The organism is Acinetobacter sp. Marseille-Q1618, from assembly GCF_902809855.1.
Classification (GTDB): Bacteria; Pseudomonadota; Gammaproteobacteria; order Pseudomonadales; family Moraxellaceae; genus Acinetobacter.
The window spans coordinates 1,093,574-1,116,903 of sequence record NZ_CADDWJ010000001.1 but is presented as its reverse complement, the minus strand read 5'-3'; the positions used below and the strand labels follow the sequence as shown (position 1 = coordinate 1,116,903).

Here is a 23,330-nt window from a genome sequence, read left to right as displayed (position 1 = left end):
TTTTAAATGAGAAATGTTGCTAGACAACATTTCTCATATCATTAAAACTGAGCTTCAAATGAAAAAAGTTTTATTTAAGCTTCAGGATATTCCAGTTGTTCGCCTTTTTTATAACTTGCAAAGCGAGGTTGAGTTCGCTCAAATACAGGCGCAGGGCTTTCCCAAGGCCAGTCCCCAAAATGTGTTTGGCGATAGCGTGCAAAAGCTTGGTTTAATTCCTCATCACTGTTTAAAACAAAAGGACCTCGCATCGCAACAGGGGCGCCGATAGGTTCACCTTCTAACCATAAAATACGTCCAGCTTCAGGGCCATTTTTGAGTTGAATCGCAACATTAGGTTTTAGCTCAACTAAATGTTTAAAATGAATATCTTCATCTTCAATTTTCAGTAAGGCTCCTTCATAAAAGTAACAAAAACGTGTTGCTGTGGCGGTTGTCGCAGGAACGGTCAGTTCGGCATTCGGCTCTAAATGGATCATATAAATATTGACTTTGTTCTCTTTCGCAGCCGCCCAAGAGTGTGGGGGACGAGGAATCGCCTCTTTATCTTTGAATTGACCTGAAACGACACGTATATCGGCTTTATGTCCTTGCGCATCAGTTTCAATCACATGTGGAATATGTTCACGCCACATCATTTTGTAGTCAGCATCATGGGTTTTTTGTTCAGGCGATGAATTAAACCAGATTTGAAATAACTCAAAAGGGTTTTCTTTATCGGTATGAAGTAGAGGAAACATTTCACAGTGTTCAACGCCGTTGCCTGTGCTGAGCCATTGCACATCACCTGCAGCATAGCGACCGCTATTTCCTAAAGAGTCAAAATGATCTACATAACCACTTTCAACCAAAGTAATAGTTTCAAAACCTGTATGTGGATGCTCAGGAAAACCAGGTACACCAGTTTCGCTATAGTACATTCGATAAGGTTTTTCATCGGTTGTAGGAGTGGTAGGCTGCATATGTTCATTGCCGATTGGGTAATGATCAATATGATGTGCGGTAAACAAAAAAGGGTCTTTTAGATCAAGGCGAAATTCAATCGGTTGTACTGAATAAATAAGCGTAGAATTCATATTTTTTTACCTTCTTTTCTATTTAGTGAATTGATTTCTCATCATCTTTTATAACCTATTTAAAGCATACAAACTTTATGTAAAAAGTAAGTGGACATTTTTTAGGCTGTATTACAACGTGTTTTACTGACTCATGGGTTTAGAAAAAATGAGCACTTTGGTGAGTTAGAGGATGTTTTTGGAATATTTTGTACTGTGGTGGCTGTGTTTTATTCAGTACATTCAAATGGCAAAAGAATAAAGAATCGAGGCAACTATGTCATTAAAAGGAAAAACTGTATTTATTACAGGTGCAAGTCGAGGAATTGGACGTGAAATCGCCTTACGTGCTGCACGTGATGGTGCAAATATCGTGATTGCTGCAAAGTCTACCGAAGCGCATCCAAAACTAGGTGGTTCTATTTATACTGTTGCAAAAGAAGTTGAAGCAGCAGGCGGTCAAGCTCTGGCATTGCAGCTCGATGTACGTGATCAAGAGGCAGTTGCTGTGGCAATGAAACAAGCTTTTGATCATTTTGGCAGCATTGATATTTTAATTAATAATGCAGGTGCAATTAATTTATCAGGTGTAGAAACGCTTGATCCAAATCGTTTTGATTTGATGTATCAGATTAATACTCGTGCCGTCATGGTTGCCAGTCAAGCCGCTTTGCCTTATTTAAAACAAAGTGCAAATCCACATATTTTAAGTTTATCTCCACCGTTAAATTTAGATCCAAAATGGTTTGCAACTTATGCCCCTTATGCGATCACAAAATACGGCATGAGTATGCTGACCATCGGTATGAACCAAGAGTTTGAGAAGTTTGGAATTAGTGTGAATTCCTTGTGGCCAAGAACTTTGATTGCCACAGCCGCAGTTGAATTTTCACTCGGTGGTGCAGGCAAAGCGCTATTCCCTAGATCTCGCAAACCCAGCATTATGGCAGATGCAGCATATCAAATTTTAATCAGTGAAAATCGAGCCCTAACAGGTCGCTTGATGATTGATGAACAGATTTTAACAGAGCGTGGTGAAACCAATTTTGATCAATATCGTTATGAGGATTCAGATGAAGAACTCATGGTCGATTTATTTGTGGAAGAATAATTGGCATACCGCTAAAAAATGAACTGATTTGGCAGTTAAAAGAATATTCTATCGAGAGTATTCTTTTTTATTTTGAAATAAAAATGTACAAATACATTGAAAATAGATTATTTCTCTAAATATGACTAAATTTTAACATTGGAAAATAATAAAAAAAGGTAGATGATATAAAGCGCTGTTGATGACAACATGCGACTAATTTAACGTCAAAATAAAAGGTGAGATTTAAATACGTGTTTGAACTGGATTGTAAATTACTCAGCATTTTTTATCATATTTATAAATTTAAAAGCGTATCTTTGGCGGCAGATCATTTGGAAATGAGTCAGCCGACTGTGAGTAATATCCTGAATAAAATTCGTTCACATTATAATGACCCATTATTTTTACGGATTGGCAATGAAATGGTACCTACCGAATTGTCAAAACAACTCTTTCCATTGGTCAGTGAAGCGCTGAGTAAAGTTGAAATTATTAATAATTTTAGTGTCAACTTTGATCAGGCAGCATCGCAGCAGCAATTTACCATTGCGATGACTGATGTTTCACATTTGGTGTTATTGCCGAAAATTTCACAATATTTAAAACAACACGCACCGCATGTAAAACTAAATGTCCGTGCAATCACCTCTGAAACCAGTTATCAGATGGCAAATGGTGAAATTGATTTAGCCATCGGTTTTTTACCGCATTTGGAAAATGGTTTTTATCAGCAAAAGTTATTTGAACAGTTTTATGTGGTGATTGCATCAAAAGATCACCCACGTTTGAGCGAGCAAAAAATTACGGTTGAGCAATATTTAAGTGAATCGCATATTGATATTGATGCAGGGGTGGGGCATTACCATATTGCCAATGAGTTGTTAAATTTGGATTTAAAACGTAATGTCTTGATGCGTATTCCGAGTTACTTAGGTGTGGGCTTGGTAGTACAAGATACGGATTCGATTGCAACCGTACCGTATTATTTAAGTCAGGTGTTATTGTCACGGGGGAATTTGCAGATTTTACCTGCCCCGATTTCATTTCCAACGTATTCGATTAAGCAATATTGGCATATGTCTTGTCATCATAAAACCAGTCATCAATGGCTTAGACACATGTGCTATGAGATTTTTAGTCAGGTAAATTCGATGCCTTTACCGAGACAGTTGTTAAATTTAAAACCTGAAGATGCATTGCAAGATCATGAAGATAGTAGGAAATGAAGATCTATCTTAATAAGTGAGATTTGATTTTAAAATTTATGCTGTTTGATGATCAGTGTCAGTCAATTTATCTGGTGTCATTAGCGCTTGATTTACATAAAGTTTGATTAAACGCTCACGTGAGCCGATTGATTTTTGATAATGGGTTGAATTTAAAAGTAATGATGCCCCATAGGTTACTGTCCAAATGTATGAAAGATAATCTCGGATGGACATGATGCTGTTCAAGGATTTTAAATGATCCGCAAATAAATCACGAATTTCTAAAATCCGAGCTTCACGAACTTGATATAATTCTTCAAATAAATCTTTGAGTTTACGTTCATTATTAGTGAGGCGTTCTTCGATGACATGCAATAAAATTGTGCGATTTGAATTAAGCATATTGTAAAGCATATATTGCGATACATAGGTTTTAATATCATGGTTGTGGTTTTTAGAAATTTCTAATAAACGTTTTTCGTTAAGAATGATCAGCTCTAAGTACAACTGGTTTTTGCTTTTAAAATGTTTATAAATGGTGCCTTTGGCAATATCTAACTCTGCCGCCAATTCAGCAAGGGTAATATCTTGGTTATTATCGAGTAAAAGGGTTTCTGCCATGGCTAAAATTTTCTCTTTTCTGAGTAGAAAATTTTGTTGGCGAACTGTACTCATTTAAATAGTTCCAAATGATGGATAAAGAACGAAAATGAATTATAACAGGTATTCTTGAGTGTGAATCAAACTATCGTCTAGTTTTGGCTAGAAATTCTAATTTTAACTAGAAAAATCACATAATCATTCAATATCCTACTTTGATGTTTTACTTGTCAAGAAAACTGAACCTATGAGGTCATTATCAAGGAATAAAATTCCAATTTTAAAGAATTTCATTTATTGTTTTTGCGCAATTTAAAACTTTAATAAGTTTGAAATGTAAAAGTAAGTAATGCCATTTTGGGGCTTACAAAAGCGTACACTGTTGAATATTTGCAGATCAATGTTTTTGAGTCATGTTATATATTTTAAGCCAATGAGATTGATTTTAAATCATTCACATCGCTTAGAATTTTCTATATTGCACTATAAAAAACATTGCCAAGAAATGTTTTTAAATTTGATATTTCAAGCAAATTTAAATCAGTCATATGCTTATTGAGATTACAAATGTCATTTCAATGATTTTTATTATGTAAAAAGGCTTCAGAGTAAACAGAAGCTTGTAAAAAGGAATGCGACATGCCTATCTATAATGCACCGCTCAAAGACATGGATTTTATTTTAAATGATGTGTTTAAAGCGGAACAATTTTGGCAAAACAATGAAAATTTAGCTCATTTAGACATGGCAACAGCCAATGCGATTTTGGAAGAAATGGCAAAATTTTCTAAAAATGTCATCCTTGATTTAAATCGGACAGCCGATGAAGAAGGCGGTGCACAGTTTAATAATGGTGTGGTTACAACACCAAAAGGCTTTAAAGCAGCATTCCAACAATTTGCTGAAGGTGGTTGGGTCGGCTTAGGTGCAAATGAAGCATGGGGCGGTCAGGGCATGCCTAAAATGCTGACCGTTCTTGCAGATGAAATGATCTGGAGTGCCAACCCATCGTTTATGTTGTATCCACTTTTAACTGTGGGTGCGGGTATAGCAATCGACCAAGCTGCATCGGAAGAGCAAAAAGCGACCTATTTACCAAAATTTTATACAGGTGAATGGTCTGGCACCATGTGTTTGACTGAGCCACATTCAGGCACAGACTTAGGCATCATCAAAACCAAAGCTGAACCAAATGAAGATGGTTCTTATAACATCACGGGTACTAAGATTTTCATTACCAGTGGTGAGCATGACCTTTGTGAAAATATTATTCATCTCGTCTTGGCAAAAACACCGAATGCACCTGCGGGCTCGCGTGGTATTTCACTGTTTATCGTGCCGAAATTCTTAGTCAATGCAGATGGTTCTTTGGGCGAGCGCAATACTTTAGGTGCAGGCTCGATTGAACATAAAATGGGAATCAAAGGCTCTGCTACATGTGTGATGAATTTTGATGCTGCTAAAGGTTTCTTGGTAGGTAAAGAAAATCAAGGCTTGGCAGCGATGTTTATCATGATGAACTATGAACGTTTATCTATGGGGATTCAGGGTATTGGTGCATCTGAATATGCGTACCAAAATGCAGCACAATATGCGACTGATCGTTTACAAGGTCGTGCTGCGACAGGTGCGAAATCTCCTGAAAAACCTGCTGATTCTATTTTAGTACATGGCGATGTGCGCCGCATGTTGTTGAATGTCCGTGCTAATAATGAGGCATCTCGTGCTTTTGCGGTTTATGTCGGGCAACAACTCGATATTACCAAATTCTCCAACGATGCTGAGGCGGTGCGTAAAGCCAATGATCGTGTGGCATTACTTACCCCAATTGCCAAAGCTTATTTAACTGATAAAGCACTAGATTCTGCATTAGAAGCACAAATGTGTTTTGGTGGGCATGGTTATATTCGTGAATGGGGCATGGAGCAATGTATTCGTGATTTGCGTATTTCTCAGATTTACGAAGGAACAAATGGCGTTCAAGCGATTGATTTGATTGGTCGTAAAACCATTAAGTCTGATGGTGCATTCATTGCTGAATATATCGCGGAAATTCGTGAGTTTGCAGCGTCTATGGAAGATAGTTTAAGCATTAAAGCTACAACTTTAGATGTATGTAATCAAGTTGAAGCATTGACCCAGTTTATTATTGAACAGGCGAAGACTCATCCTGACTTTTCAAATGCTGTGGCGGTAGATTATTTACATGCCGTTGGTTTACTCAGCTTTACCTATATGTTTGCACGTATTGCACAAGCTGCACAAACCAAGTCTGAAAGCTTCTATCAAAATAAATTGGTCTTGGCGCAGTATTATGTGGCAAAAGTACTTCCTGATTTAGCTGCACGTAAGCAACGTATTCAGGCGGGTGCGGAGTTGGTGATGCAGTTGCCTGAAGATTATTTTACAGCGCAGGCTTAATGACTTTGGTTAAAGGATAATCCCTCCCGAACTCCCTTTGAGAAGGGAGGAGAATGACTCGCTTATGCAAGTTATGGAAAACTCCCTCCTTTGAAAAAGGTGAGGAACATGTTCTGTAAGGGGGAGGATTGAATGATGCTTTGCAATAATTGATTCAAACATGATTAAAGATAAATCATGGACAGTTTTGAGTGAGTACGCTCGCTCAAAATGCATAACAAAACTGAAAATAGATGGAATAGGTAGATAACAATGATTGTAATTGTAGACGCAGTTCGTACCGCAATGGGCGGTTTTCAAGGTGCATTATCGACATGTACCGCACCTGATTTGGGCGCAGTAGCGATTAAAGAAGCTGTTGCACGTGCAGGTTTACAACCCACTGATATTGATGAAGTGATTTTCGGTTGTGTACTGCCAGCAGGTTTAAAACAAGGTCCTGCACGTCAAGCCATGCGTCAAGCAGGTTTGCCTGATACGACAGGTGCAACCACAATTAATAAAATCTGTGGTTCAGGTATGAAAGCGGTTATGCAAGCAGCCGATGCCATCAAAGCAGGTTCTGCAAATATCGTGGTCGCAGGCGGTATGGAGTCCATGTCAAATGCGCCATATTTACTGGATAAAGCTCGTGCAGGCTATCGCATGGGACATGGCAAAGTGACTGACCATATGTTCCAAGAAGGTCTGGAAGATGCGGAAACAGGTTTGTCGATGGGTATTCTTGCTCAAGAAATGGCAGATAAAAAAGGTTATACCCGTGAACAACAAGATGCTTATGCCATTAGCTCTTTAAATAAAGCGGTAGAAGCGGTAAATAATGGTTATTTCAAAGCTGAAATCGTGCCAGTCACAGTGTCTTCACGTAAAGGCGATGTTGTAGTTGATCAAGATGAACAACCTTTAAATGCCAAAGTGGATAAAATTCCAACCTTACGTCCAGCATTTAAGAAAGACGGAACGATTACTGCTGCTAATGCCAGTTCAATTTCAGATGGCGCATCAGCGTTAGTGGTAACTTCAGAAGAAATCGCAGCACAACGTGGCTTAAAACCATTAGCGAAAGTGGTTGCATACGCGACCAATTCACAACATCCATCTGAGTTTACGATTGCACCTGTAGGTGCAATTGAAAAAGTATTAAAACAAACGGGTTGGAAAGCTGAAGAAGTCGATCTTTGGGAAGTCAATGAAGCGTTTGCAATGGTGGCAATGCTTGCAATTGATGGTTTTAATTTAGATCGTGAAAAAGTCAATATCAATGGTGGTGCATGTGCGCTCGGTCATCCATTAGGTTCTTCTGGTTCTCGTATCATCGTGACTTTGATCCATGCTTTAAAACGTACAGGTGGCAAAAAAGGCATTGCTGCTTTGTGTATCGGTGGCGGTGAAGCGACTGCAATTGCGATTGAATTAATTTAATCGTTTCTCTATAAATTTAAAACTCAAGATGAATCAACATCCTTGTACGCAAGGGTGTTGAATATTTACAAGCTGTATTTTTAATTTTTAGATGTATTTTTGAGATTTTTCAATGATTAACGGTTTAGAACGTATTCGCTGTGCAGCTTTGCACGAAAAAGTCATGTCTGTAGAAAAAGCGATTGCATTCATTCAAAATGGTGCTGTGGTCGGTTTAAGTGGCTTTGGTGGTGCAGGAGAAGCAAAAACGGTACCACTTGCCTTGGCAGATTATGCACAAAAGCATCCAATGAAAATCACATTGGCGACAGGTGCGAGTTTAGGTAATCGCATTGATGGACGTCTGAATGACGCACATGCTTTGGCACGTCGTTATCCTTATCAAGCAGATCCAACATTACGCAAAGCCATTAACAATGGTGAAGTGATGTATATCGATCAGCATTTGTCAGAGTTGGCAGATAATATTCGTCATAAAAATTTACCTAAAATCGATGTTGCGGTGATTGCGGCAACGGCGATTAGCGAAGATGGACAAATCATTCCAACAGGCTCGTGCGGTAACTCAGCCAATTTTATTGAAATAGCTGAGCATGTCATCATTGAAATTGACAATACCATTAGCCCAGTCCTAGAAGGCGCACATGATATTTATCTGCCTAAAGCACGTCCACATCGCGAACCGATTCCTTTAACTGAGGCAGGAGATCTTATTGGTACGGTGGGTATTCATGTCGATCCAAGCAAAATTTCTGCGATTGTTTTAAACGACATTCCAGATACGTCATTCAAAATGGATGAAGCAGATGATGAAACTCTTGCGATTGCCAAACATTTGATCCAATTTTTTGAAAATGAAGTTGCAGTCGGGCGTTTACCTGAAAATTTAGGACCACTTCAGTCTGGTGTAGGTTCGATTGCTAATGCAGTTTTTGCAGGTTTTGAACATTCAAATTTTCATGATCTCGAAATGTATTCAGAAGTTTTACAAGACTGTACGTTTGAGTTGATTGACTCAGGGAAAATGAAATTTGCCTCAGGCTGTTCGATGACTTTGTCAGATGAATGTGCCAAACGTGTGATGAATAATTTTGAACGCTATAAAGATAAAATCGTTTTGCGTCCGCAGGAGCTTTCTAATAATCCTGAAATTATTCGTCGTTTAGGCATTATTGCGATCAATACTGCGCTTGAGTTTGATATTTATGGCAATGTGAACTCAACCCATGTCACAGGCACAAAAATGATGAATGGTATCGGGGGATCTGGAGATTTTACGCGTCATGCGCATTTAGCGATTTTTGTGACCAAGTCGATTGCTAAAGGCGGAGCGATTTCTTCGGTTGTACCGATGGTAAGTCATTGTGATCATGCTGAACATGATATTGATGTTTTGGTGACTGAGCAAGGTTTGGCGGATTTGCGTGGACTTGCACCACGTGAGCGAGCTTTAAAAATTATCGAGAATTGCGCACATCCGAGCTATAAAGCTGATTTGTTGAATTATTTTGAACGAGCATGTGCTTTGGGTGGTCAAACCCCACATGTATTGCGTGAAGCTTTGTCTTGGCATGCACAGTTTGAAGAAACAGGAAATATGAAGTCAGCTTGATGGTTGTAATGATTTCTATTTTTTAATTAAGAACTAGAAAACCGCATCATATTTGAATGCGGTTTTTTAATATAACTTGAAATAATTAAATAAATTTATACACTATTATTTTTATATTATTGATTTAAAAGGTGTTATTTTGAATAAACTCTTCATTTTATGTTTAATTATTTTAACAGTGAGTGCTGCACATGCTCATTCAGGTGGGACGAACTCACAAGGCTGTCATACCAATAGTAAAACTGGTGATTATCACTGTCATTAAATTAAAAAGCAGGAAAAATCCTGCTTTTTAATTTATTAAGAATAGAAAACAAGTTTTCTTTAATCTGCACGACGCCAAACAGTGCCTTGGCGTGTATCTTCTAATACCACGCCTTGAGCTAATAAAGACTGACGAATTTTATCTGCCTTCGCAAAATCTTTGGCTTTTTTGGCATCGACACGTTGTTGGATTAAATCTGCAATTTGCTCTTCAGATAAACCAAGTGCTTCCTGACCAATATCAGATTTTAAGAAGTCATCGACATCGTGTTGTACCAAACCTAAAATATTTGTCAGGTAGCGTAAAGTCGAATAATAGATCGCAGATTGTTCTGCATTTTCTTCTTTCACTGCACGATTTAACTCTTTGATGATTTCAAACAGAACTGCAATCGCTTCAGATGTATTAAAGTCATCACGCATCGCTGAGTTAAAGCGTTCAACTAAACCATTTTCCAGAGTATCAACAGTTTTGTCGTCATAAACTTGCTCATAGGCTTTAAATGCATGATAGAAACGGGTTAACGCATTTTTTGCTTCTTTTAATGCAAAGTCAGAGAAGTTTACAGGGCTACGATAGTGTGATGATACAATGAAATAACGAATCACTTCAGGATGGAATTTTTCCATGACATCACGAATAGTAAAAAAATTGCCCAAAGATTTTGACATTTTCTCGCCATCGACATTGATGAAACCGACATGCATCCAATAGTTTACATATTGTTCACCTGTAGAGGCTTCAGATTGGGCGATTTCATTTTCATGGTGTGGGAAAGTTAAGTCTGAACCACCGCCATGGATATCGAAATGATTGCCTAAGCAGCACGTCGACATTGCAGAACATTCAATATGCCAACCTGGACGACCATTGCCCCAAGGTGAAGCCCAAGACGGTTCATTTTCTTTAGCATGTTTCCATAGTACAAAGTCAAATGGATGTTTTTTCTCTACTTCAACATCCACACGTTCAGATGCGCCTGCTTGCATATCTTCTAGCTTACGACCTGAAAGACGACCATATTTGGCAAATTTTTCAACTTCAAAATACACGTCACCATTGTTCGATGGATAAGCTGTACCATTATTCACCAAAGTGCCGATCATATTTTGCATTTGATCGATGTAATCTGTTGCACGTGGTGCTTCGTCTGGTTCAGCACAGCCTAAACGTGCAGCATCTTCATTCATTGCCGTGATAAAACGATCTGTAAGTGCTGTAATGCTTTCACCATTCTCATTGGCACGGGCAATGATCTTGTCATCAATATCGGTGATATTACGAACGTATTTGACGTTCCAGCCTTGGCTGCGCAAGAAACGAATGATGTAGTCAAATGCAACCATGACACGGGCATGTCCAATATGACAGTAATCATAAACTGTCATACCACATACATACATGTCGATATGTCCTTCTTTACGTGGAACAAATTCAACTTTTTTACGTTGCTCAGAGTTGTAAAGAACAAAAGGTTGCATAGGTCTTCTAAATGCTTCATTAAAATGGTGCTTCATCTTAACCTAAGCATTTTTTTTCATAAAGTTAAAATGAAAATAAAGATGGGTTTTTGATTGCATTTTGAGATGAATACTTTTAAATAACAGTTGTTTTGCAAAATAACAAATTTTTATAAAAGAATGCTTTAAATGCTTGGGCAAATAAAATGAATAAAAATAGTGGGCTTGCTAAAGGTACATTGGTACATACAAATAAAGGATTAGTGCCAATACAGGAACTAAAAGTTGGGGATATGGTTTTATCCTTACCTGAAAATGGTGAAGGAGATTTTGTATATCAACCTGTTACAGAAAAATTTGTTTCTGAAGATAAAGAAATTTGGGCGCTATTTCACCAAAACTGTGATGCAACAAATTGGGAGACAGATTTAAAAGTGGTTTTTGTCACTGGTGAATATCCTATTTGGGTGCAAGAATATGATGGTATACAAGTAAATGGTTGGATGCGCCCAGATGAATTGTTTGAAAAAAGTGCAGTTGCTATTGCGAAAGTGTCTGCATCTGGTCAGCTTGTAAAAATGTATGCTCAGCCAGTATTAGAAACACCTTATAAGGATATCGGTTATCTAGTGTCGAGTTGGGATCATATGCCAGAGTTCGTGATTGAGTTTAAGGATAATAAAATACAAGCGTATAATGTAGGGCATTTCTTTGATGGACAAGGTATAGAATCAGATATAGATGAGTCGGACAGTATTAATAAAATATTAATAGGTCACGAAAGTCTAGATGTAGTTCAAAGATTTATGACATGTTTTGAGCAAAATAAACATGGTGGATTTTATGACCGTTATAAAACACGTGTATATAATTTTACAGTAGATAATTATCATACTTATTTTGTTGAAGAAAGAGGTATTTGGGTACATCAATAATAAAAAATTGGAAAACAAAATGAATAAAAATAGTGGTTTTGTTGCGGGGATATTGGTACATACAAATAAAGGTTTAGTGCCAATACAGGAACTAAAAGTTGGGGATATGGTTTTATCCTTGCCTGAAAATGGCGAAGGAGAGATAGCTTATAAGCGTGTAGTGAATACTTTTAAATCTGTTGAGAAAAAAGAATTAATGGGAGGTCTGATTGATATTTTCTGTACGGATGACCATCCATTCTGGGAGATTGGCAGAGGGTGGGTTCCATTTAAAGATATGTATTTGGATGGAGATGGTCTTTTTACTTTATCTAATCTCCATAGAAATGAATCCCCACTAAATAATAATATTAAAGGGTCTTTACAGGTATTTGAAGTAGATGAAGGCACACATGATGTATTTAATTTAGGTGGTTTGTATCTAGCACGCTCTGGTACGGAAGGTGTTGCTGTAGCTTATTTCAGTAATAATAAATATGACTATCGAGCAAAAGATGGTGGATATTTACTTATCGATTTTAGAAAATATCCTGCACAGTATATTTTAACAGATGATAATGACAGTCTTTTGGGTTATTGGAAAAATCAGTGTTATGAGCAATTCAATCTTGACACAATTGAGCAAGAAAAGGATCAGTATGTTGTCCTAAGAAAAGGACGAGATGATATCGAAATTGCAGAGTATTCTAGAATATTACAAGATTTTGATTTAGATTTACATGATCGTAATTATGTACTAAGTGAAAATCCAATTAATGTTGAGCTATTACAGGACATAGAAAAACGATTTGAAGGTGCTTTTTCAGAATATGTTTATAATATTGAAGTTGAAGATTATCACACGTATTTTGTAAGTGAATACGGTTATTGGGTACATCAATAATAAAAAATAGGAAAACAAAATGAACAAAAATAGTGGTTTTGTTGCAGGGACGTTGGTGCGTACCGATAAAGGACTGGTACCAATTGAACGGTTGAAAGTTGGTGATTTAGTTTTATCTAAACCTGAAAATGGCGAGGGAGAAACAGCTTATAAAAGAGTACTTAAAACATTTAAGTCTGCAGAAAAAATGCCAATTATGGGGCCATTTCCGACAGTTTATTGTACTGCAAATCACTTATTCTGGGTGGAAGATGAAGGTTGGATTACCGCTGAAGGCTTAGATAATTTTGAAATGAACCATCAAGTTTTTACATTGAGGGATGGTTTTGTTTATCCATCCTATACACCATCAAGAACTAGACCTCCCTTTAATATCGGTGGATTATATCTGGTTGCAACAACAGAAGAAGGTCTGGCACTGCATATTCAATATTCTGAAGATAAAAATCGCCTAGTTGGGGAGACGCCATATGATTTAATTGATTTTCGATCAGGCGAACCTTTGGCAATTTATAGTGATGATGACTATTCATTATTAGGCTATGAATCTAGGCACGCCATAAAGAAAATGAAGGAAGATGGTTTAACAGAAATTCCTTATACAATTATATTAAATGGAGAAAATGATAGAAAAACTATATTGTATTATAGTGAGTTGATATCTTCTATTATAAATGCTGGTTATTGGGGTGTGGAGGCTTATAAGGATTTTGTTTATAATATTGAGGTTGAAGATTATCATACTTATTTCGTAGATGAATATGGTTTTTGGGTACATCAATAACTCAAAATCATTAAATATATGAAACGAGAGCAAACGATGCTCTCTACATAAATTATGCACATTCATTGCTAAGAAAATGAAAATTATACATTTAGAAAATACCTTCGCTGCATAGCTATGATAAAATTGCCAAAATTATTTTTTGCTTGCAGCGAGTGATCCTCTCTGCAAAGATCAGGTAAATCGACTTTGAATCCTACAAATATGCCGAATCAGATTGATTTTCAAAAAGTTGCACTCGAAACCTTAAGCGTTGAAGAGCATGCTTTACACGTTTTAGCATCACAAATTGATGAACGCTTTAGCCAAGCCTGTGAAATTATCTTGCAGTGTAAAGGACGTCTTGTGGTCACAGGCATGGGAAAATCAGGACATATCGGACGTAAAATGGCAGCAACTTTTGCTTCGACAGGAACGCCATCATTCTTTATGCATCCTGGTGAAGCAGGGCATGGTGATCTTGGTATGTTGGTCAAAGGTGACGTATTGATTGCGATTTCCTATTCAGGCAAAAGCGATGAAATCATGATGCTGATGCCTTTAATTAAACACGTTGGTGTACCTTTAATTACCATTAGCGGTCATGATAAAGGACCAATGCCACAAAATGCAGATGTGGCTTTGACTTTGGGGGACATTCAAGAAGCCTGTCCACTTGGTCTGGCACCGACATCAAGTACCACAGCAACTTTAGCTTTAGGCGATGCGTTAGCAGTGGCGCTACTTGAAGCACGTGGCTTTACCTCGGATGATTTCGCTCGATCTCATCCTGCGGGTGCTTTAGGTAAGCGATTGTTATTACATGTCAAACATTTGATGCATACAGGCGAAGAGCTACCAAAAGTTTCACCAGATACCCCAATGAATAAAGTATTGTATGAAATTTCCAATAAACGTTTAGGTTTAACCACTGTTGTTGATGAAAATGATATTTTGTTGGGTATTTTTACTGATGGTGATTTACGTCGTTTGATTGATAAACAGCAAGGTTTTGATGTGAATTTGGCGATATCCGAAGTGATGATAAAAAATCCATTGACCATTTCTCAAGAAGCACGTGCAGTTGAAGCTTTAGAAAAAATGAATGAAAAGAAAATCACCCAATTTGTCGTGGTGGATGATGCACATAAAGTAATTGGTGTGATTAGTATGCATGATTTAATCCAAGCGGGAGTAAACTAAAGCATGGCTTCTTATGTTTTATTGGAACAGGCACGTCATATTGAAGCGTTGGTTTTAGATGTGGATGGAATTTTAAGTGATGGTTTTGTCACGATGACCAATTCAGGTGATGAAATTAAATCGTTTGATATTCGTGATGGTCTTGGTATGAAATTGGTGCAACAAGCGGGCATTAAAGTCATTATCATTACAGGCCGTAAAAGTAATATTGTTGAAAAACGCATGTCAGATTTAGGTGTAGACTTAGTCTATCAAGGGCGTGAAGACAAAGGTGTGGCATTGAAACAAGCCTGCGCTCAGTTGAATATTGATCCTGAAGATTGTTTGTACATGGGGGATGACTGGCCTGATCTGTCTGCATTTGCCATTGCAGGCATGAAAGTGACGGTACCGAATGGTCATGTCGAAGTGCGTCGTCGTGCAGACTTAGTTACTCAGGCGATGGGCGGACGTGGTGCAGTACGTGAAGTGTGCGATATGTTACTGATGTCTAAAGGCGTTTACCAAGAACTCCTTGAAAAATTCATTTCAATCCCACATTAATAGTGAAGTCCTGTATTTAAATTCAGTATGTTGATGAGTATTTATGGATACTAAAGTTTTGTATGTCACCGCAGTGCTCATTGCAGCAGTGAGTGGTGGTTATTACTATTACAGCGGAAAAGGTAAAAAACTGGATGCGAATTCTGCCCAGAGCATGACCTATTCTGCTGAAGGTATCCATGTGGTACAAACTGATGAAAAGGGTAATTTACATTTACGTGCGACAGTTGATCATCTCGAACAAGATTTGCGCAAACAAACTTCAAAAGTGACCAATTTGAATGCCTCAATGTATGAAAATAATCAGGTCAATTCAACATTTTATGCCAAACAAGCCAATGGTTATGAGGATAACCAAAAAGTAGTTTTGACAGGACAAGTCAAAGCGACAAAAATGGGTGAGCAAGGAGAAATGGTGTTTTTAACGGATGAATTAACAGGTTATCCTAAACGCCGAGTGTTAGAAACAACGCATGAAGTCACTGTAACAGCACCAAATGCATCATTTATTAGCCAAGGTTTAAATGCAGATTTAAACACAGGTGAATACGAATTTTCACATATTCGAGGAAAGTATGTACCGAACTAAATTTTTATCCCAACCACAAACTTTCCTAAAACAATCTTTGTGGCTCGCTGGTTTACTTTGTGTTTCCGCTGCGTCATTTGCATTGCCGTCTGACCGTAATCAACCGATTTCATTGTTGGCAGATCGAGCAACTTATAATGATAAAACTGGGGTGACGACTTATTCAGGTAATGTCGTGATCGAGCAAGGGACGATGAAGCTACAAGCTGCGTCAATTGTCGCTCAGCTTAATAAAAACAAACAAATCAGTACCATTACTGCGACTGGTTCACCTGCAAAATTTGAGCAACAAGTTGATGCAGCAAAAGGCATAGCACGTGGTCAAGCGCAAAAAATCATATATAACGCTGAAACTGGAATTATTAACCTGATTGGTAATGCTTATTTAAATCAAGATGGTGCAAGTATTCGTAGCGGTACCTTAAAATACAGCATGAATAAAGGTGACATCGAAGCGGATGGTGGAGCGAGTTCAACAGGAACATCCAAAGGTCGTGTGCAAATTATTATTCCACCAAATGCCAGCAAAACTTTCCCAGGGGCACGTGATTAATGAGTGAAGCATTCAACCAACCACAAACCTTATGTATCAAGCATCTGGCAAAAGTATATAGCAAACGTTGGGTGGTCAAAGACGTTTCATTTAGTATGCAAAGTGGTCAAATTGTTGGACTGCTTGGCCCCAATGGTGCGGGAAAAACCACCAGTTTCTATATGGTGGTTGGCTTAGTACGCATGGATAAAGGCGAAATCCATTTAGACAATGAAGATATTTCTGACTTAGCCATGCACCAACGTGCCCGAAAAGGCATTGGTTACTTACCACAAGAAGCCTCTATTTTCAGAAAATTAACTATTGCTGAAAATATCATGGCGATCTTGGAAACCCGTGACGATTTAAATAAACAACAACGCCAACAGCGACTAAAAGAATTGTTGGAAGATTTTAAAATCACGCATATTAAAGATTCTTTGGGTATGAGTGTTTCAGGTGGTGAACGTCGCCGTGCAGAAATTGCCCGTGCTTTGGCAGCTGACCCTAAATTTATGTTGCTCGATGAACCTTTTGCAGGGGTTGACCCGATTTCTGTTGAGGATATTAAAAACATTATTCGTCAGTTGAAAGATCGTGGTATCGGTGTACTTATTACAGATCATAACGTGCGTGAAACATTGGCGATTTGTGAACATGCTTATATTGTCAGTGAAGGTGCGGTGATTGCAGAAGGTACCCCAGAAGAAGTATTGGCAAATGAAACGGTACGTAAAGTGTATTTGGGTGATGATTTTATTGTTTAAGCACTCATTTTTATAATTTAAGAGAGCACTAAGCTCTCTTTTTTTATTTAAATTCTTATACCTATCGAATACTGATTTAAAAATAAAACACGCTATACTGTAGGCTGATTGACGCTTTAAAATTTTAAATTTATGCCATTTACCCTTGCAACCGAAGTTTTTTATGAAGAAGACATTAAAAAAAGTCGTTTTCAAGCCATTGCTGCACCTGTTGAGAGTGAACAGGATGTTAAAGATTTTCTCGAAAAACATTTGGATGTTTCTACTACACATCAGTGTTGGGCATGGAAAATAGGACACAATGTTCGCTTTAATGATGATGGTGAACCTTCAGGAACGGCAGGACGTCCGATTTTAGCAACCATAGAAGGCAATGAATTGACCAATACCATTGTGCTGGTAAATCGTTGGTATGGTGGTATTAAACTCGGTACAGGCGGTTTGGTGCGTGCCTACGGTGGTTGTGCTGGGCAATGTCTACTCTTGGCTGAAAAGATTGAGCTGATTGAAAAGAAAGATGTGCAATTCCAATGCTTGTTTAGTGAATGGTCAATTTTCCAATATGAATTGAATCAACATAATATTGAATTTATTGAACACTATAATGCAGAAGGTGTTATGGTTTCTGCACGTTTACAACTACATCAAATAACGCCTTTGGCAGAAAAAATTCAACATGTCACACGTGGGCGAGAAACTTTAAAAGTCATGGATGAGCAAAATGACTGAGGATCGTTTATTAAAATATCGAGAGCAGCATAAGCATCGTTTAAATTATATGCCTTGGTTGTATTATTCGCTTAAACCAAAACATCGTGTTTGGGCAGAGCAGTGGCAACAAGAATATCAGCAGTATTTAATGGAAATGGAAACTGTTGAAATTGGTAAAAACTGCTTTATTTCGCCATTCGCACATATTTTTGCTGAACCAGGGCGTACCATAAAAATTGGAGATAATACTTTTATTGCAGCAGATTGCACTTTGCATGGCCCTTTAGACATTGGCAATGAAGTAGCAATTAATCATCATTGTATTTTAGATGGTGGGCGTTCAGGAATTAAACTACATGATCAAGTGCGTATCGCAGCGTACTGTCATTTATATGCTTTTGATCATGGTATGGATTTAAATTTACCGATTTATCAACAAGCTGTCACTTCTAAAGGTATTGAAATTGGGAAAGATGTCTGGCTCGGGGCGCATGTTGGTGTCAAGGATGGGGTTTGCATTGCCGCTCACGCTGTGGTTGGAATGCATAGTATGGTCACTAAAAATGTTGCTGAAAGAGAAATCGTGGCGGGAAATCCTGCTCGTTTTATCCGATACCGTGATTAAATTAACATTTTGTACAATTTCATTGTATTTTAATGAAATTAATTACATGATCACGCCCAATCTATAAAAAAGTTATGATACTTTTATTTATAAGAAATAGACCTAGGGCTGCAATGCCAGAGAGAGGCAACTATGAAACGCGTAATTGCATGTATTGATTCTTCACCTTGTATTAATGCTTTGGCTGAAGCTGCTGCTTGGATTGCACAAAAAACCAATCGTGAGTTAGTGCTGCTACAAGTACTGGATTATTATCCTGCGAGTTACCATTTGGGGGAGATTAGTGGGGTAATTGGTTTTGAAAGTAATGCCATGTTGCTTAAAGAGTTAGCAGAACTAGAACAGAAACAAAGTGATCTTGCACTAGATTATAGTAATAATTTGCTCAAACATATTTCTGAAATGATTCAGCAAAAATATGGCATTACGCCATCACATATACAAGAAAAAGGTGATTTCTTAGAGCAAAGCTTTAATGTGCTGAGAGAAGATGATTTTGTGGTTATTGGTCGAGTTGGGGAGCGCTCGGCTGAGAAAAATAAAACAATCGGTAGCAACGTTGAAAACTTTATTCGTGGTGCAAAATGTACAGTATTAACTGTAGGTGAAACTTTCAAAGCACCGACACGTTTTATTTTTGCATATGAATATTCTGAAACTTGCCAAAAAATGTTAGAGCGTGTCGCTAAAAGTGATTTGTTGCGCCAGTTACAATGCCATTTATTATATGTAGGAGATCATCCTGAAATCTTAAATGAACCTGCCAATCGTCTGAAAGAGGCTGGTTTAGATGTGGTAATTGAATATCGTTACGGTGATGTTGCTGACAATATTTTAGACTATCAAAACCAACATCAGATTCAACTCATCGTTTTAGGTGCATTTAGTCATAGTAAAATTCATCAATTTTTCTTAGGAAGTGTGACCACCAGTATTTTCCGAAGTGCAAATGTACCGCTGTTAGTCGTGAAATAGAAGCACCTAAAGCTTAGATTTAAAAAATACCATGATTGAAATGTAATTATGGTATTTTTTTGTCTGAAATAAAAAAATATGACCAATAAACTTGATTTTTTAAAAATATTTATCAATGTTTTTTAGGTTGTTTAAATTGTATGAAAATTGATCTTTTAAAAATATTTATTTATTTTCATTTACTTATTTAGTTATAAATGAGTTATCCACAAATCTACAAACAAGTTTAGTGGATAACTCATTTTAAAACGAACAATTTAGATCATAGTTTTATACAGATCATTCCGTAATTCAAATAAAGTGATTATTAATATGAAAAAACGATTACTTCACAATGGCAATAGCGAAACCATCATGACCTTTACTTCCCACAGTTTGTAGGGCAGTGCATGACAAAATCTTTGGGTGATTTTGCATGGCTTTATACATGTCACGAATGCCTTGAATACTTGGTTTTATATTTTCTGGGTCTAAAATATCGCCTGCACGAATGACATTGTCCAATACAATGATCGTCCCTGAATGTGATAAATTTAAGCTTAATTCTAAATATTCAGGATAACTTTGTTTATCTGCATCTACAAAAATAAAGTCAAATGCTGCTGTATCCTTCGGCAAAGCTTTTAAAATATCAGCGGCGCGTCCTACTTTCAGATCAATGGTTTGTGGTAACTTGGCATTGTCGATATTTTCCTGCGCTAAAGCAGCATGTGTGTCTCGTCCTTCAATTGTTAGAATATAGCCATCTTCAGGTAACGCGCGTGCCAACCACATGGTGCTATATGCTGCAAAAGTTCCTAATTCTAAAACACGTTTACATTGGTTCATTTGAATGAGCATTTGTAATAGCATACCTTGATTGGGTGCAACCGCTAAATGATCAGGAAAGCCTCGCTCATCAGTATGTTTTAAAGTTTGCGTGAGAATTGGATCTTCTGGAATTAAATGTGATTCGATATAAGCATCGATGTCTGACCACATTTGTTGCATATGATTTCACCTAAATAAGATTGGCTAATTTTGAATTAGCTGCATTTTAAACTTTTGAGCGCAGAGTGCAATTCTCGTTGGTCTATTTCGATACAGATTTAAATTTTTCAACATCAGAATATAAAAAAGAGGTCAATTGACCTCTATATTTACGTGCAAATGTTTTATTCTCAAATGAAAAATTAGAAATTACACATTGAACTATTGCGACTGTGGTCGGGCCCCCAAGTACGATAACCTTGTGTATCAATATGAATCTGACCAGAAGCGTACAAACCTAAGCCCATATTGAAGTTTTGACCATATTGCGACCAAAATTGGCACAGTTTAAATTTGGTATTTTCAATAAATGCGTAATCTTGTGCTTGTGGGTAGGCTGGCCCAATTCGAAAGTCGATCGCAGAGTTAAATAAATGACGTGAAGAACCTGCGCCACCCGCACATTGATTAAGTGGTAAGTCTCGATAAACCGAGGTTACTTCAAAATCAGTTAAAACTTTACTGGCAACTAAATATTTAAACACACGTAAAGTTGCGATTTGGTTTGACCATACCTCGCGACTTGGGATCATGTATTCTTCACGGCCACATTTTTGCCAATCCCGCGCAGTTCGGAATAATTCGAAGCTAGGAATGATATTTCCTACGTTATTTTGCTCTAAATAACGTTCATATTCACGGGCACGTGCCTGATTGTCACCTTGCATTAACCAATAACGATAGGATGCAGGCATGGTTTTTTGTGGTGCAGTATGTTGAATCACCACTTTTTCTTGTGGAATATAAATACGTTGGCTTGGTGTAGGCGTTCCAATGGTTTGACCTTTTTGAGGGGTGGATGTACATCCGGTCATCATCATTGGAACTATGCTGATGGCTAATAAGCCCTTCAAAATATCTTTCATTCTAATAAGTGTACTTGTGAATTAATCCACTATTTTATGCCAATAGTGAGGAGATAATCTGTATAAATTGCAAACAAATGTACAATTTTAGTTGGAATTATAAAAAAGATCAGCTTAGCTGATCTTTTTATGGATTATTTTTCTAAATATTGCAATTTATCTGGTTTGCCATTCCATTCTTCACGATCTTCAGGTTGATCACCAATTTGTGTGATGTTCGGCCATTTTTGTGAAAGGTCTGCATTGAGTTCAATAAAGACTTCTTGACCTTCTGGTAGCTCATCTTCAGAGAAGATTGCATTTGCAGGACATTCTGGCTCACAAAGGGCACAGTCAATGCACTCATCTGGATTGATCACGAGAAAGTTAGGTCCTTCATAGAAGCAGTCTACTGGGCATACTTCTACGCAGTCTTGATATTTACACTTAATACAATTTTCAGTGACAACAAAGGTCATGGCGTCAGCTACCTAAAAATATGGTTCTAATTAATAATGTTGTATTTTAGGCAAAAATGGGGACAACTAACAATTGCTTTTATTGATATTTGTTATGTGTAAGAGTGAAATAAAGCTAATTAATTGATATATAAACAAATGTTTTTGTCATCATACGCAAGATGCAGTACAAAAATAGATCATATAGAAATGATAGAAAACAATAACTTAAAGTAACTTTGCTGCAATTTACTTATACAGAATTTTCAACAAATAATCTACTAAAAATTTTTTAATCAATTATTTGTTTTATATTCAATCGTGTGTTTTTTATACATATTTTTCTGTTTAATTTATAAAATAAATATTTTCTAGGTTTATTTTGATACTAGAATTTTTTTCTAAAGTTTTTCTTTGATAGAGTATTTTTATATTTTTTAGCAAGATATGAGCTGGTATATTAATTTGACCTATTGTTAAAAAAAAAGAATGAAAAAAATATGAGAAAAGCTTTGAAATATCTAGTTTTATTGTTGTTTTTTACTTTATTTATAAGTTGGATAGATTTTTTATGTCTGAATAGGGCAGTAGATTGAATTATTTATGTTTTTTTAAGAAATAAAATATGTTTTAGTCAAGTATTACTCTTGTTTTTAAATGTATTTTTTTATCGGTTTTGTAGATTTTACCACTAGGGTAGAAAAGCTAAAAAATTAATCTTAGAGAATACAAATGATTTTATTGATTTTACAACTATTAATTGTTGTTCTTGCCATCATTGCTTTGATTTATTTTTTAAATAAATAGTAGTCTAAATCTTGGAATTTGATCTATTGTTTATAAATTTATAAAAATCAATAAGTTGAAAGTTTTACTAATGTAAAATAAAAATCTACAAACTCCCTGTTTAAAGAGTTTGTAGATGAACAACAATCACCGAGGTTGTTTTTATTGTTCCATATAGCATACGACATTATAATAAAATGTAAACATAAGTATTTGTTATATAATTATAAAAAATAAAAATGAGCATTAATTAAGCTATTGTTTTATAAGGTTAATTTATATTTATGATAAATTTTACTGATATGTAGGTACGAGCTTATTAGATAATTCCATAAATAAATTATGGAATTGTAATTATTTAATTTTTATCATGTTTTATTTTTTAAATGTTAATGTTATTATAATTAAATGTTATATTAAGTTTACACCTGTATCTTACCCATTGGATACAGGTTTTTTTATACCAGATATTTTATAGTGAAATTATTATTAAACTTAAGCTATTGGTATCATTTATTTTTTATTAAAATTTATCTAATATAAATTCTTG

23 protein-coding genes are annotated in these 23,330 nt (G+C 36.6%); 17 read left to right on the top strand and 6 right to left on the bottom strand.

The genetic code is table 11. The features are described from left to right. Window positions 1-74: 74 nt before the first annotated feature. Entirely contained in the window at window positions 75-1,076 is a 1,002-nt protein-coding gene (locus HUS24_RS05265; RefSeq protein WP_173911030.1) for a pirin family protein, read from the bottom strand. 256 nt (window positions 1,077-1,332) lie between these two features. Between HUS24_RS05265 and HUS24_RS05260 the strand changes: the two genes are divergently transcribed. Both HUS24_RS05260 and HUS24_RS05255 read left to right on the top strand, forming a co-directional pair. Next, window positions 1,333-2,166: an NAD(P)-dependent oxidoreductase gene (locus tag HUS24_RS05260; protein ID WP_173911029.1), complete on the top strand. Its 834-nt coding sequence runs from the start codon at window positions 1,333-1,335 to the stop codon at window positions 2,164-2,166. Window positions 2,167-2,399: 233 nt separating this feature from the next. Then, window positions 2,400-3,374: a LysR substrate-binding domain-containing protein gene (locus HUS24_RS05255; RefSeq protein ID WP_173911028.1), complete on the top strand. Its 975-nt coding sequence runs from the start codon at window positions 2,400-2,402 to the stop codon at window positions 3,372-3,374. A 36-nt stretch (window positions 3,375-3,410) separates the two neighbouring features. Here the strand turns inward: HUS24_RS05255 and HUS24_RS05250 are convergent, their stop codons facing one another. After that, window positions 3,411-4,031 (bottom strand): TetR/AcrR family transcriptional regulator, encoded by a 621-nt coding sequence (locus HUS24_RS05250; RefSeq protein ID WP_173911027.1) that lies wholly within the window; start codon window positions 4,029-4,031, stop codon window positions 3,411-3,413. A 564-nt stretch (window positions 4,032-4,595) separates the two neighbouring features. Between HUS24_RS05250 and HUS24_RS05245 the strand changes: the two genes are divergently transcribed. The 4 genes from HUS24_RS05245 to HUS24_RS05230 all read left to right on the top strand — a co-directional run bounded on the left by HUS24_RS05245 (window position 4,596) and on the right by HUS24_RS05230 (window position 9,676). Next, the gene (locus tag HUS24_RS05245; protein ID WP_173911026.1) at window positions 4,596-6,377 is read left to right on the top strand and encodes an acyl-CoA dehydrogenase C-terminal domain-containing protein; all 1,782 of its coding nucleotides are present in this window, start codon (window positions 4,596-4,598) and stop codon (window positions 6,375-6,377) included. A 246-nt stretch (window positions 6,378-6,623) separates the two neighbouring features. Beyond that, the gene (locus tag HUS24_RS05240; RefSeq protein ID WP_173911403.1) at window positions 6,624-7,799 is read left to right on the top strand and encodes a thiolase family protein; all 1,176 of its coding nucleotides are present in this window, start codon (window positions 6,624-6,626) and stop codon (window positions 7,797-7,799) included. Window positions 7,800-7,911: 112 nt separating this feature from the next. After that, on the top strand, window positions 7,912-9,411 hold the full coding sequence (locus HUS24_RS05235) for a succinate CoA transferase (RefSeq protein ID WP_173911025.1): 1,500 nt from the start codon (window positions 7,912-7,914) through the stop codon (window positions 9,409-9,411). Window positions 9,412-9,550: 139 nt separating this feature from the next. After that, on the top strand, window positions 9,551-9,676 hold the full coding sequence (locus HUS24_RS05230) for a YHYH domain-containing protein (RefSeq protein WP_173911024.1): 126 nt from the start codon (window positions 9,551-9,553) through the stop codon (window positions 9,674-9,676). A 59-nt stretch (window positions 9,677-9,735) separates the two neighbouring features. On the opposite strand, the gene cysS is transcribed toward HUS24_RS05230, so the two are convergent. After that, a complete protein-coding gene (gene cysS, locus HUS24_RS05225; RefSeq protein ID WP_173911023.1) occupies window positions 9,736-11,157 on the bottom strand; it encodes a cysteine--tRNA ligase in 1,422 nt (473 codons plus the stop codon). Between the two features lie 185 nt (window positions 11,158-11,342). Between cysS and HUS24_RS05220 the strand changes: the two genes are divergently transcribed. The 11 genes from HUS24_RS05220 to HUS24_RS05170 all read left to right on the top strand — a co-directional run bounded on the left by HUS24_RS05220 (window position 11,343) and on the right by HUS24_RS05170 (window position 19,662). Continuing rightward, window positions 11,343-12,071, top strand: a complete 729-nt coding sequence (locus HUS24_RS05220) for a hypothetical protein (protein ID WP_173911022.1) — start codon at window positions 11,343-11,345, stop codon at window positions 12,069-12,071. Between the two features lie 19 nt (window positions 12,072-12,090). Next, window positions 12,091-12,954, top strand: a complete 864-nt coding sequence (locus tag HUS24_RS05215) for a hypothetical protein (protein WP_173911021.1) — start codon at window positions 12,091-12,093, stop codon at window positions 12,952-12,954. A gap of 19 nt (window positions 12,955-12,973) precedes the next feature. Then, window positions 12,974-13,738 (top strand): hypothetical protein, encoded by a 765-nt coding sequence (locus tag HUS24_RS05210; protein WP_173911020.1) that lies wholly within the window; start codon window positions 12,974-12,976, stop codon window positions 13,736-13,738. A gap of 204 nt (window positions 13,739-13,942) precedes the next feature. After that, a complete protein-coding gene (locus tag HUS24_RS05205) occupies window positions 13,943-14,920 on the top strand; it encodes an SIS domain-containing protein (protein WP_173911019.1) in 978 nt (325 codons plus the stop codon). A gap of 3 nt (window positions 14,921-14,923) precedes the next feature. Further along, window positions 14,924-15,463, top strand: a complete 540-nt coding sequence (locus tag HUS24_RS05200) for an HAD family hydrolase (protein WP_173911018.1) — start codon at window positions 14,924-14,926, stop codon at window positions 15,461-15,463. A gap of 43 nt (window positions 15,464-15,506) precedes the next feature. Continuing rightward, a complete protein-coding gene (lptC, locus tag HUS24_RS05195) occupies window positions 15,507-16,052 on the top strand; it encodes an LPS export ABC transporter periplasmic protein LptC (RefSeq protein WP_173911017.1) in 546 nt (181 codons plus the stop codon). Beyond that, window positions 16,039-16,605, top strand: a complete 567-nt coding sequence (gene lptA / locus HUS24_RS05190) for a lipopolysaccharide transport periplasmic protein LptA (RefSeq protein WP_173911016.1) — start codon at window positions 16,039-16,041, stop codon at window positions 16,603-16,605. Before lptC ends, lptA begins: the two co-directional genes overlap by 14 nt. After that, window positions 16,605-17,351 carry an LPS export ABC transporter ATP-binding protein gene (gene lptB / locus HUS24_RS05185; RefSeq protein WP_173911015.1) on the top strand — a complete coding sequence of 249 codons (747 nt, stop codon included), beginning with the start codon at window positions 16,605-16,607 and terminating at the stop codon, window positions 17,349-17,351. The genes lptA and lptB overlap by 1 nt, the downstream gene beginning before the upstream one ends. Before the next feature lie 132 nt (window positions 17,352-17,483). Further along, the gene (locus HUS24_RS05180) at window positions 17,484-18,080 is read left to right on the top strand and encodes a YigZ family protein (protein WP_173911014.1); all 597 of its coding nucleotides are present in this window, start codon (window positions 17,484-17,486) and stop codon (window positions 18,078-18,080) included. Next, window positions 18,073-18,687 carry an acyltransferase gene (locus HUS24_RS05175; RefSeq protein ID WP_173911013.1) on the top strand — a complete coding sequence of 205 codons (615 nt, stop codon included), beginning with the start codon at window positions 18,073-18,075 and terminating at the stop codon, window positions 18,685-18,687. The genes HUS24_RS05180 and HUS24_RS05175 overlap by 8 nt, the downstream gene beginning before the upstream one ends. Window positions 18,688-18,819: 132 nt before the next feature. Further along, window positions 18,820-19,662: a universal stress protein gene (locus HUS24_RS05170; RefSeq protein ID WP_173911012.1), complete on the top strand. Its 843-nt coding sequence runs from the start codon at window positions 18,820-18,822 to the stop codon at window positions 19,660-19,662. Between the two features lie 324 nt (window positions 19,663-19,986). On the opposite strand, the gene HUS24_RS05165 is transcribed toward HUS24_RS05170, so the two are convergent. From HUS24_RS05165 to fdxA, 3 genes are all read right to left on the bottom strand, one after another. After that, complete coding sequence (locus HUS24_RS05165; protein WP_173911011.1) at window positions 19,987-20,652, bottom strand: O-methyltransferase; 666 nt, start codon at window positions 20,650-20,652, stop codon at window positions 19,987-19,989. A gap of 182 nt (window positions 20,653-20,834) precedes the next feature. Next, the gene (locus tag HUS24_RS05160; RefSeq protein WP_173911010.1) at window positions 20,835-21,557 is read right to left on the bottom strand and encodes a D-Ala-D-Ala carboxypeptidase family metallohydrolase; all 723 of its coding nucleotides are present in this window, start codon (window positions 21,555-21,557) and stop codon (window positions 20,835-20,837) included. Between the two features lie 134 nt (window positions 21,558-21,691). After that, window positions 21,692-22,015 carry a ferredoxin FdxA gene (gene fdxA, locus HUS24_RS05155; protein WP_054582200.1) on the bottom strand — a complete coding sequence of 108 codons (324 nt, stop codon included), beginning with the start codon at window positions 22,013-22,015 and terminating at the stop codon, window positions 21,692-21,694. Window positions 22,016-23,330: the final 1,315 nt, after the last annotated feature.

Coding starts and splice junctions, on each gene's coding strand:
- HUS24_RS05265 (WP_173911030.1), bottom strand. CDS start 1,076: ATGAATTCTACGCTTATTTATTCAGTACAACCGATTGAATTTCGCCTT.
- HUS24_RS05260 (WP_173911029.1), top strand. CDS start 1,333: ATGTCATTAAAAGGAAAAACTGTATTTATTACAGGTGCAAGTCGAGGA.
- HUS24_RS05250 (WP_173911027.1), bottom strand. CDS start 4,031: ATGAGTACAGTTCGCCAACAAAATTTTCTACTCAGAAAAGAGAAAATT.
- HUS24_RS05245 (WP_173911026.1), top strand. CDS start 4,596: ATGCCTATCTATAATGCACCGCTCAAAGACATGGATTTTATTTTAAAT.
- HUS24_RS05235 (WP_173911025.1), top strand. CDS start 7,912: ATGATTAACGGTTTAGAACGTATTCGCTGTGCAGCTTTGCACGAAAAA.
- cysS (WP_173911023.1), bottom strand. CDS start 11,157: ATGCAACCTTTTGTTCTTTACAACTCTGAGCAACGTAAAAAAGTTGAA.
- HUS24_RS05220 (WP_173911022.1), top strand. CDS start 11,343: ATGAATAAAAATAGTGGGCTTGCTAAAGGTACATTGGTACATACAAAT.
- HUS24_RS05215 (WP_173911021.1), top strand. CDS start 12,091: ATGAATAAAAATAGTGGTTTTGTTGCGGGGATATTGGTACATACAAAT.
- HUS24_RS05210 (WP_173911020.1), top strand. CDS start 12,974: ATGAACAAAAATAGTGGTTTTGTTGCAGGGACGTTGGTGCGTACCGAT.
- HUS24_RS05205 (WP_173911019.1), top strand. CDS start 13,943: ATGCCGAATCAGATTGATTTTCAAAAAGTTGCACTCGAAACCTTAAGC.
- HUS24_RS05200 (WP_173911018.1), top strand. CDS start 14,924: ATGGCTTCTTATGTTTTATTGGAACAGGCACGTCATATTGAAGCGTTG.
- lptC (WP_173911017.1), top strand. CDS start 15,507: ATGGATACTAAAGTTTTGTATGTCACCGCAGTGCTCATTGCAGCAGTG.
- lptA (WP_173911016.1), top strand. CDS start 16,039: ATGTACCGAACTAAATTTTTATCCCAACCACAAACTTTCCTAAAACAA.
- lptB (WP_173911015.1), top strand. CDS start 16,605: ATGAGTGAAGCATTCAACCAACCACAAACCTTATGTATCAAGCATCTG.
- HUS24_RS05180 (WP_173911014.1), top strand. CDS start 17,484: ATGCCATTTACCCTTGCAACCGAAGTTTTTTATGAAGAAGACATTAAA.
- HUS24_RS05175 (WP_173911013.1), top strand. CDS start 18,073: ATGACTGAGGATCGTTTATTAAAATATCGAGAGCAGCATAAGCATCGT.
- HUS24_RS05170 (WP_173911012.1), top strand. CDS start 18,820: ATGAAACGCGTAATTGCATGTATTGATTCTTCACCTTGTATTAATGCT.
- HUS24_RS05165 (WP_173911011.1), bottom strand. CDS start 20,652: ATGCAACAAATGTGGTCAGACATCGATGCTTATATCGAATCACATTTA.
- HUS24_RS05160 (WP_173911010.1), bottom strand. CDS start 21,557: ATGAAAGATATTTTGAAGGGCTTATTAGCCATCAGCATAGTTCCAATG.
- fdxA (WP_054582200.1), bottom strand. CDS start 22,015: ATGACCTTTGTTGTCACTGAAAATTGTATTAAGTGTAAATATCAAGAC.